The sequence below is a fragment of the Nonomuraea sp. NPDC023979 genome (assembly GCF_040639085.1).
Classification (GTDB): Bacteria; Actinomycetota; Actinomycetes; order Streptosporangiales; family Streptosporangiaceae; genus Nonomuraea; species Nonomuraea ceibae.
Genome location: NZ_JBEZZG010000019.1, coordinates 1 through 9,312, shown reverse-complemented (window position 1 = coordinate 9,312; position 9,312 = coordinate 1). Strand labels below are relative to the sequence as shown.

At 74.3% G+C, this 9,312-nt stretch carries 8 protein-coding genes; 1 reads left to right on the top strand and 7 read right to left on the bottom strand.

Annotated elements, in window-relative coordinates:
* Positions 1-4: 4 nt before the first annotated feature.
* Complete coding sequence (locus AB0G11_RS28695; protein ID WP_357589578.1) at positions 5-1,165, top strand: acyl-CoA dehydrogenase family protein; 1,161 nt, start codon at positions 5-7, stop codon at positions 1,163-1,165.
* Here the strand turns inward: AB0G11_RS28695 and AB0G11_RS28690 are convergent.
* The 7 genes from AB0G11_RS28690 to AB0G11_RS28660 form a co-directional block, all read right to left on the bottom strand.
* On the bottom strand, positions 1,128-1,790 hold the full coding sequence (locus AB0G11_RS28690) for a 4'-phosphopantetheinyl transferase superfamily protein (RefSeq protein WP_357589577.1): 663 nt from the start codon (positions 1,788-1,790) through the stop codon (positions 1,128-1,130). The genes AB0G11_RS28695 and AB0G11_RS28690 overlap by 38 nt on opposite strands.
* Before the next feature lie 167 nt (positions 1,791-1,957).
* Positions 1,958-2,752 carry a thioesterase domain-containing protein gene (locus AB0G11_RS28685; RefSeq protein WP_357589575.1) on the bottom strand — a complete coding sequence of 265 codons (795 nt, stop codon included), beginning with the start codon at positions 2,750-2,752 and terminating at the stop codon, positions 1,958-1,960.
* Positions 2,753-2,762: 10 nt separating this feature from the next.
* On the bottom strand, positions 2,763-3,836 hold the full coding sequence (locus AB0G11_RS28680) for an HAD-IIIC family phosphatase (RefSeq protein WP_357589573.1): 1,074 nt from the start codon (positions 3,834-3,836) through the stop codon (positions 2,763-2,765).
* On the bottom strand, positions 3,833-4,966 hold the full coding sequence (locus AB0G11_RS28675; protein ID WP_357589571.1) for an acyl-CoA dehydrogenase family protein: 1,134 nt from the start codon (positions 4,964-4,966) through the stop codon (positions 3,833-3,835). The genes AB0G11_RS28680 and AB0G11_RS28675 overlap by 4 nt, the downstream gene beginning before the upstream one ends.
* Positions 4,963-5,211, bottom strand: coding sequence for an acyl carrier protein (locus AB0G11_RS28670; protein WP_219507381.1), 249 nt, complete (start codon positions 5,209-5,211; stop codon positions 4,963-4,965). The genes AB0G11_RS28675 and AB0G11_RS28670 overlap by 4 nt, the downstream gene beginning before the upstream one ends.
* A gap of 11 nt (positions 5,212-5,222) precedes the next feature.
* A complete protein-coding gene (locus tag AB0G11_RS28665; protein ID WP_219507382.1) occupies positions 5,223-6,074 on the bottom strand; it encodes an FAD-dependent oxidoreductase in 852 nt (283 codons plus the stop codon).
* A 23-nt stretch (positions 6,075-6,097) separates the two neighbouring features.
* On the bottom strand, positions 6,098-9,312 hold a 3,215-nt coding region (locus AB0G11_RS28660), incomplete at its 5' end, for an SDR family oxidoreductase (RefSeq protein WP_357589570.1).

Genomic DNA, 9,312 nt, shown 5'->3' with positions numbered 1-9,312 from the left:
ACCCATGAAGCAGCCCGCGTACCTGAGGACCGTGCAGGGGTTCGCCCGCCGCGAGCTGGCGGGCAAGGACGCGTACCTGGACTCGCTGGCCGAGGCGCCGTTGCCGCTGTACGAGCGGTTCGGCGCCACCGGCCTGGCCAACTGGTGGCTGCCCAAGGAGGCAGGCGGGCCCGGCCTCGGGCTGGAGGAGAGCGTGCGCATCACCGCCGAGCTCGCCTACGCCGACGCCGGGGTGGCCTTCACCCTGTTCATCCCGATCCTGACCACGAGCATGGTGACGTGGTACGGCAGCGAGGAGCTCGCCAAGCGCCACCTCGGCGACCTCGTGGCGACCAACGGCTTCGCCGCCACCCTCGGCAGCGAGCACGCCGCGGGCAGCGAGCTGGCCAGGATCACCACGACCGCGCGCACCGAGGGCGGCGACGTCGTCCTCGACGGGACCAAGGCGTTCTCCACCAACACCGACTTCGCCCGCTTCCTCGTCGTCGTGGCGCGCGCCCAGGACGACCCGGCCGGCTACCTGGCCGTGCTGGTGCCGCGCGACACGCCCGGCATCACCGTGGACAAGCGCTGGGACGTGATCGGGCTGCGCTCGTCCGCGACCTACCAGGTGTCGCTGTCGGGCGTCCGCGTCCCGGCCGCGAACGTGCTGCGCGGCAACGGGCTGCGGCTGCTGGAGGTGGGGCTGAACGCCAGCCGCATCCTCATCGCGGCCACCGCCCTCGGCATCGCCCGTCGGGTGCGTGACGTGTGCATGGAGTACGGCGCCGCCAAGACCGTCAAGGGGGCGCCGCTGACCGGCAACGCCGTGTTCGCCGGCCGGCTCGGGCAGATGGAGATGCAGATCGAGGTCATGGCCAACCAGTGCCTGGCGGCGGCGCGCGCCTACGACGCCATCGCCGCCCGGCCGGACGCGGGCGAGGAGTTCCTGCGGCTCGGCACGCTCAAGCAGGCGCTGACGGCGAAGATGTTCTGCGGGCAGACGGGGTGGCAGATCGCCTCGACCGCGTCGGAGATGTTCGGCGGGCTCGGCTACACGCACGAGTCCGTCATCGGCAAGCTGCTGCGGGACATGCGGTACGTGTCGATCGTCGAGGGCGGCGACGACGTGCTGCGCGAGCTGGTGTTCAGCCGGTACGTGGTGCCGGTGTCCAAGCGGTCGTGACCACCACGGCGGCACTGTAGCCGGGGGCCACGTCCAGCCGGTGGGCGTGGCACTCGGGGAAGCGCGAGGAGCGTGACAGCACGGTGGCGTGCGTCGCGCTCCTTTCGCGTACGACGACGTCGCTCAGGGCGGCCAGGCCGGCGCCGGACGCCTTCACGTACGCCTCCTTGACGGTCCACAGGCGGAAGAACGCGTCCGGGCCCTCGGCGCGCACGCGGTCGGCCTCCTCGGGCTGGTAGAAGCGCCGGGCGAGGGCCAGGTGGTCGGCGTCGGCGCGGACGCGCTCCACGTCGACGCCCACGCGGCCGCCCGGCGGGGCGACGGCGACGAGCGCCCAGCCGCCGGAGTGCGACAGGTTGAAGTCCGGCCCGCCGCCGTCCGCCAGGCACGGCCGCCCGGCCTCGTCCCGGCCGAACCCGAGCCCCGCCGGGTCGGCGCCGCGCGCCCGCCCCAGGATCGCGCGCAGCGCCGCGTGCGCCACCACATAGCGGCGGCGCTCCCCGCCGTCCGCGAACGCCAGCGCGCGCTCGCGCTCGTCCTGGGACAGCAGCCGCCACCCCCGGGCCGCGTCCGGCCGGTCCAGATCGACCCGCCACACCCGCACCCCGCCGCCGGGGACTCCCACAGGCGACACCTGGGCCGCCACGCCGGCGTTCCCGGCGTTCCCGGAAGGAGCGGGCCCCCGCACGGCGGCGCGCGACCTCGGGAGGGTGCGCGGCGTGCGGGGGCCGGAGGGTTCGGCGGACGCCGTGGGGGGTGGGGCCGGCGGGTCCCCCCAGACCCGCCGGCTGGTCACACCCACGGGCGCAGCGCCTGGGCGACGAGGCGGTGCGTGCGCGCCGCCTGCTCGAAGACGGCGAAGTGGCCGCCGTCGAACGGGTGCAGCGCGAACGGGGCGGCCGTCTGGTCGCGCCAGCGCGCCACCTTCTCCGGCGCGACCCGGGGGTCCGACGCGCTGGGCAGCGCCGAGATCGGCACGTCCAGCGGCGGCTCCTCCTGGTACACGTACGTCTCCTTGACGGTGAAGTCCGCCTGGACGGCCGGCAGGATCATCGCCAGCGCCTCCGGGTCGGACAGCAGCCACTCGGGCGTCCCGCCGAGCCGGCGCAGCAGGGTGACGACCTCGGGCCCGCTCATCCCGCGCACCGGCGGGCCGGGCTCGTAGGTGACGTGCGGGGCGTCGGCGCCGGACACGAACAGGTGCACCGGCTCCGGCCCGCCGCGCCGCCGGACCTCCCGGACGAGCTCGAAGGCCACCAGCCCGCCGAGGCTGTGCCCGTACAGGGCGTAGCGGCGGCCGGCGGCCGACAGCTCGACGTCGGCGAGCACCACGTCGGCCAGGTCGGAGACGAGCTCCGGCATGCTCAGGTACGGCGGCTCCTTGTGCCGCCCCTCCCGGCCGGGCGGCTGCACCGGCTGGACGGCGACGCCCGGGAGCTTGCGCTGCCACAGCCGGAACGCCGAGGCGGCGCCGCCGGCGTGGGGCAGGCAGTAGAGCGGCAGCGCCCCCGGCTCGGCCCCGGTGAGCGTCCGGAACGGCAGCCAGCGGACGAGCACGTCGTCGCTGGTCAGATCATGGACGGTCATGGTCGGTCCCTCATTCGGCGATCTCCAGCTTCACGTAGGCGGGAGGCGGCTGCACGGCGTCCAGATCGGCCTCCAGCACCACCTGCGCGCCGTCCCGGCTCACCTCCCTGAATCCGGCGAAGGCGTACGTGATCTGCATCATGCGGTTGCGGCCGGTCTCCACGAAGTCGGCGCGGACGGCGACGCCCGCCTCGGCCGCCAGCCGCAGGATGTGGTTGAGCAGCACCATCCCCACGCCGCGGGACATGACCCGGCACGACATGAGCATCATGCACAGCCGCCAGCTCTTCTCCTCCTTCTCCACCAGGGCCAGCCCGATCTTTCCGTAGCTGCCGAACCTGTCGGTGAGCGAGGCGACGAGGAGCAGGTGGTCGGGTGACTCGCGCAGCGCGTCGAGCTCGTCGTAGGAGTAGGTGCGGCCGGTGGAGTTGAGCTGGTTGGTGCGGACGGTCAGTTCCTCGGCCCGCTGCAGGTCCTCCCGGCGGGCGGGCGCGATGGTGAACGTCATGCCGAGCCCGGCGAGGAACTCCTCGCTGGTGCCGACGAACTCCTGCTCCAGCTCGTCCCTGGCGATCTGGCCCTGGTACATGGCGCGCCGCTGGGCCGACTCGTCGGTGACGAACCGGGGCCGGAACTCGGGCCTGGCCAGCGCCTCCTCCAGGTCCAGGATGTCGACGCAGGTGACGTCGGGCACCTCGTGGGCGACCTCGGCGCGTTCGAACTCCTGGTCGTCGACGAAGGCGAACGCGTCCAGGCCGAGGTTGAGCGCCTTGGCGATGACCTTGATGGACTCCGACTTGGCGTTCCAGTTGATCTGCGGGTGCAGGAACATGTCCTCCAGCCCGAGCTCGCGCAGCTTGGCCATGGCCGCGTCGTGGTCGTTCTTACTGGCGACGGAGTGCAGCACGCCCTTGCGGTCGAGCTCGTGGATGCGCTCGACCACGGCGGCGCGCACGGTGACGTCGCCGTCCTCCAGCAGAACGCCGTTCCACAGCGTGTTGTCGAGGTCCCACACGATGCACTTGATGCGGCCGCGGGCGGGCTTGGCGGGCAGCGCGCCTGGCCGCTCGGTGGTCACGGTCATCTGGTCGTCTCCCGTTCTGCCTGGCCGGCGATGGTGATCCGCTGGACCTCGTTGCTGCCTTCGATGATCTCCATGACCTTGGCGTCACGGTAGAAGCGCGCCACCGGGGAGCCGGGGGCGCAGCCGCTGGCGCCGTGGATCTGGACGGCCTCGGAGGCGTGCCTGGCCGCGGCGGTGGAGGCGAAGTACTTCGCCACCCAGGTGGCCATGATCGTGGCGGACTCGCCGGCGTCCTTGAGCCGGCCGGCCTCGGCGACGAGCAGCCGGGCCGCCCGCGCGTCGGTGACCATGTCGGAGAGCTTGGCCTGGATGAGCGGCAGCTCGGCCAGAGGCCGGCCGCCGACCTCGCGGCGGGCGGCGTAGTCGGCCGACGCCTCCAGGCACGCCTGGACGATGCCGAGCGACCCGGCGGCGACGCTGTAGCGGCCCAGGTCGAGGGTGCCGGTGAGGACCATGCCGGCGGTGAACCCGCTCGGGCCGAGCAGCGCGTCGGGGCCGAGGGCGACGCCGTCGAACGTGATCGTCGCCAGCATGGACGCGCGGGTGCCGAGCATGTCGTCGATCGGCGTGACCGTCACGCCCGGCGTGTCCCTCGGCACCAGGAAGGCGCCGATGCTGGTGGCGGTGCGGGCGAAGACGAGGAACACGTCGGCCCGCTGGCCGCCGGTCGTCCACGTCTTCACCCCGTCGATCACCCAGCCGTCGCCCGTCTGGGTGGCGGTGGTGGTGATGCCGGCGGCGTCGCTGCCGGCGCCGGGCTCCGACAGGCAGAACGCGCCGAGCGCGTCCCCGGCGGCGAGCGGCGCCGACCAGCGCTCGCGCTGCGCGTCGGTGCCCCAGCGGCGCAGCGTCCACGACACCATCGTGTGCACGGTCAGCAGGCTGCGCAGCGACGAGCAGCCCCGGCCCACCTCCTCGTGCACCTCGCCGAGCGTGACCATGTCCATCGACAGCGGGTCCCACAGCCCGGCTTCGGCGGCCCGTCGCAGCAGGTCCTCGGGGACGCGCCCGCTGCTGTCGTAGGCGTCGGCGTACGGCACGACGTGGGTGTCCACGAACGCGCGGGCCGAGCTGCGGCCGGTGACGGGGGCGGCGCCCGCCGGAGCGGGCGCCGTGCTGGTGAGGGTCACGCGACGGCCAGGTCGGAGGTGAGCCGCGCCACCAGCGCGGACATGGCGTCGGCGGTGCGGAAGTTGTCGATGCGCAGCTCCTCGTTGGGGATGGTGACGCCGAACGTCTTCTCGACGAACATGACGAGCTCCATGGCGAACAGGGAGTTGACGAAGCCGAGCGCGAAGATGTCCTGCGACTCGTCGATCTCCGCCTGCGGGTAACGGCCGCGGATGAAGTCGAGGATCTGGGTCTTGCTGGACATGGGTGACTCCTTCAGCTCTGGGTGGTGTAGGTGTAGAAGCCGCGGCCTGACTTGCGTCCGTGCAGGCCGGCGTCGGTCATCTGCTTGAGCAGCGGGCAGGGACGGTACTTGCTGTCGGCGTAGTGCTCGTAGAGCACCTCGACGCTGTAGAGGATGGTGTCGACGCCGATCAGGTCGGCGGTCTCCAGCGGGCCCATCGGGTGGCCGAAGCAGCCGCGGAACACCTCGTCCACCGACTCGGCGTCGGCGACGCCCTCGTGCACCAGGTAGGCGGCCTCGTTGACGGTCAGCATGAGGACCCGGTTGGAGATGAAGCCGCACGAGTCCTTGACGTCGACGGCCTTCTTGCCCATCGCCGTCAGCAGGTCCCTGGTGCGCTGGATCGTCTCCGGCGAGGTGTGGAAGCCGGGGATCAGCTCCACGACGGGCTTGGCGGGCACCGGGTTCATGAAGTGCACGCCGATGACCTTGTCGGGGCGGCCGGTGACGGCCGCCATCTTGGTGATGGGGATGGCCGAGGTGTTGACGACGAAGACGGTGTCGGGCCCGCACTCGGCGTCGAGCGTCTCGTACACCTCCCGCTTGACGTCCCAGTTCTCCGTCACGTTCTCGATGACGAGGCTCGCCTTGGCCGCGCCGGCGGCGCCGACGGCAGTGGTGATCCTCGACAGGATCTCGTCGGGGTCCAGGGCGGGGCCGCCCATGAGGCGGCTCATCCGGGCGTTGCGGCCGATGGTGGCCAGCGCGTCCGCGAGGATGCGCTCGTCCTTGTCGACCAGGACGACCTCGTGGCCGGTCTGGGCGAGGTTCTGGGCCACGCCGACGCCCATCACGCCGGCGCCGATCACGCCGATCACGGTCATGTCCGCTCCTTCAGGTTGGGGTGTCACCGGCCGCGTCTGCGGGCGGCGGAGGCTTCGAGCCCGGATCTGCGCAGCTGCGCGCGGACCTGGCTGCCGCCTGGGTCGGCGGCCGCGGGCGCCGTGCCGGAGGCCAGGGCCTCGGCGGTGCCGGCGAGCGCGGCCACGGTGGGCGACTCGTAGAGGATGTGCGGCGGCAGCTCGGCCAGCTCGAACGCGCGGCGGACCGCCGCCACGATCGAGACGCCGAGCAGGGAGTTGCCGCCGAGTTCGAAGAAGTTGTCGTGCACGCCGACGCGTTCCAGCCGCAGCGACTCCGCCCAGATCGCGGCGATGGTCTCCTCGGCGTGGCCGGACGGCTCCTGGTAGGGGGTGAGCAGTTCGGGGCGGGGGTGCCGTTCGCCGCCGGTCCCGCCCAGGCCGGGCGAGGTCACCGCCTCCAGGGTGAAGCGGGCGCTGCCGGCGACGAGGGTGGGGAAGTCCTGGGTGGAGACGACGACGCGCGGCTCGCCGGTGGCCAGGGCGCGCCGCAGGGAGCGCCAGCCGTCGTCGAAGCCGATGCCGATCCTGGCCCGGTTGTCGCGGAAGAAGTCGCGCAGCGCCTCCTCGTAGCCGTCGAGCCCGGCCTCCCAGGCGTTCCACGTCCATTCGCCCCAGCCGATGGCGACGACGCGGCGGCCGGTGGCGGCCAGCCGGCAGGCGTAGGCGTCCAGGTAGGCGTTGGCGGCGCAGTAGTCGACCTGGCCGGGGCCGCCGCCGGTGGCGGAGGTGATGGAGGAGAACAGGGCGAGGAAGTCGAGCGGGATCTCGCCGGGTTCGCCGATGCGCAGCGCCTCGGCGACGGCGTGGACGCCGCCGACCTTGGGGGCGAGCACGTCGTCGAGCTCCTCGGGCCGCTTGAACTGCATGAGCCCCATCGCGGGGACCCCGGCGGCGTGCAGGACGCCGTGCAGCGCGCCGAACTTGTCGAGGGCGGCGTCGACGGCGCGGCGCACGTCGGCGGCGGAAGCCGCGTCGCCGGTGACGAGCTCGACCTCGGCGCCCGCCTCGATGAGGGCGGTGACCTCGGCGACGCGCCGCCTGGTGGTCTCCCCGGCGTGCCGCTCGCCCGAGAGGACGGCGGGCCATTCGGCGCGGGGCGGCAGGCCGGTCCTGGCGAGCAGGACGAGCTTGGCGGCGCGTTCGCGGGCCAGGTGACCGGCCAGGCCGAGGGCGATGCCGCCCAGGCCGCCGGTGATCAGGTAGACGCCGCCGTCGCGCAGCGGGTCGGGGGCGTCGGGCACGGGCATCGGGTCGTAGCCGGGCAGCCAGCGGCGGCCCCGGCGCAGCGCCACGGTGCGGTCGCCGTGCGGGCGGGCCAGCTCGGCGGTGAGCGCGTCCAGGTCGGTCGCGGCCGGGTCGCCGGGCAGGTCGACGAGGCGGGTGGTCACGCCGGGGTACTCCAGCGGGATCACCAGGCAGGGTCCGGCCAGGGTGGCGCCGGACGGGTCGGCGACCTCCTCGCCGAGCACCTGCTGGGTGCCGGAGACGGCCACGTCGAGCGACCAGCCGCCGATGCCGGACTCGCCGGCGGCGCGGGCGAGCGCGACGAGCGTGTGCAGGCCGCGCGTGACGGTGAGCTCGTGCGGGCCCGGCTCCAGCGACCACAGGTGGACGACGCGCTCCAGCGGCCGGCCGGCGGCGCGCAGGTCGCGCAGCAGGGCGAGGAGGTCGTCGACGCTGCCGGGCCGGACCGTGTGGCCGTCCGGGGTCGCGGTGTAGGCGTCGCCGGGGCGGACCAGGGTGACGGTGGCGCCGGTGGCGGCCAGCCTGCGGGCGGCCTCGTCGGCCAGGCCGTCGCGGGTGAACACCAGCCAGGAGCCCGGCTGAGCGGCGGCGGGCGCGGGGGCCGCGGTCTGCCGCCACACGGGCAGGTAGAGCCACCGGTCCTCGGGCAGCTTGGGCAGCCCGGCGACGGCCTCGAACAGGTCCTCCGGCTCGGCGGCGACGGCCTTGGCGCGGGCGGGCGGGTCGATCCAGTGGCGCTGCCGCTGGAACGGGTAGGTGGGCAGCGGGATCCGGCCCGGTGCCCCGGCCGCGCCGCCGTCGCCGCCGTCGCGGCCGTGGTAGGCGTCCCAGTCGAGGGTGACGCCGCACAACCACAGCCGGGCCAGGCAGCCGGCCAGCGTCTCGTCGCCGGGGGTGCCGTCGCTCGCGGCGGGCATGGTGTGGGTGATCAGCGGCCACCGCTCGGGCGGGCAGCCGGTCGCGCGGACCAGCGCGCCGAGCGACTGTCCCGGCCCGATCTCCACGACGGCCAGCTCCGGGTCGGCGAGCAGCCGTTCCGCGCCGTCGGCGAACCGCACCGTCGCGCACATGTGCCGCGCCCAGTAGCCGGGGTCGCACACCAGCGCGGCGTCCGCGACGTCGCCGGTCACGTTCGACACGTACGGCAGCGCGGGCGGGTTGAGCGTGACGTTGGCCTTGACCCACTGGGTGAGGTCGTGGGCGGCCGGTTCGAGCATGCGGGAGTGGAAGGCGTGGCTGGTCTCCAGGGGGCGGCACGGGATCTCGGCGGCGCGCAGCTCGGCGGCCAGGGCGGCGACGGGCTCGGCGGGGCCGGCGACGACGGTGACCTGGGGGCCGTTGACGGCGGCGACGTCCAGGCCGCGCTCCTCCAGCCGGAAGCGGCGGGCCAGCGCGGCGGCGGGCATCGAGACGGCGAGCATCGACCCGCCGGGCAGCTCGGCGATGAGCTTCGCCCGGTGGGCGACGAGCGCGACGGCGTCCTGGAGGGAGAGCACGCCCGACAGGCAGGCGGCGACGTACTCGCCGAGGCTGTAGCCGAGCATGATCTCCGGCTGGACGCCCCACGCCATGAGGGTGCGCGCCAGCGCGTACTCCACGGCGAACAGGGCGGGCTGGGCGAGCTCGGTGCGCGCCAGCGTCGCCGCCCGCGCCCCGTCCGGCCCGCCGCCGGAGGCGGTCTCCCGGCCGAGGAGGGCGGCCAGGCCGGGGGCGGTGGCGCGGTCGCCGGTGAGCAGGTCCGCGACGCCGGTCACGTCCATGACGCCGGCCAGCGCCGCCAGGCAGTCGTCGAGCGCCTGGCGGAAGGCCGGCTCGTGGCGGTGCAGGTCGGCGGCCAGGCCCGGGTACTGCTCGCCGACGCCCGCCAGCAGGAAGGCGACCCGGCGGCCCTGCGCGGTGTCGGTGCGGGAGAGCAGGCCCGCGCCGCCGTCCAGCGCGGCCGCCGCGCCGGCCG

Excerpts from the sequence above, each read along its gene's own strand:
- AB0G11_RS28665 (WP_219507382.1), bottom strand. The coding sequence starts at position 6,074 with ATGACCGTGATCGGCGTGATCGGCGCCGGCGTGATGGGCGTCGGCGTG.
- AB0G11_RS28695 (WP_357589578.1), top strand. The coding sequence starts at position 5 with ATGAAGCAGCCCGCGTACCTGAGGACCGTGCAGGGGTTCGCCCGCCGC.
- AB0G11_RS28685 (WP_357589575.1), bottom strand. The coding sequence starts at position 2,752 with ATGACCGTCCATGATCTGACCAGCGACGACGTGCTCGTCCGCTGGCTG.
- AB0G11_RS28670 (WP_219507381.1), bottom strand. The coding sequence starts at position 5,211 with ATGTCCAGCAAGACCCAGATCCTCGACTTCATCCGCGGCCGTTACCCG.
- AB0G11_RS28680 (WP_357589573.1), bottom strand. The coding sequence starts at position 3,836 with ATGACCGTGACCACCGAGCGGCCAGGCGCGCTGCCCGCCAAGCCCGCC.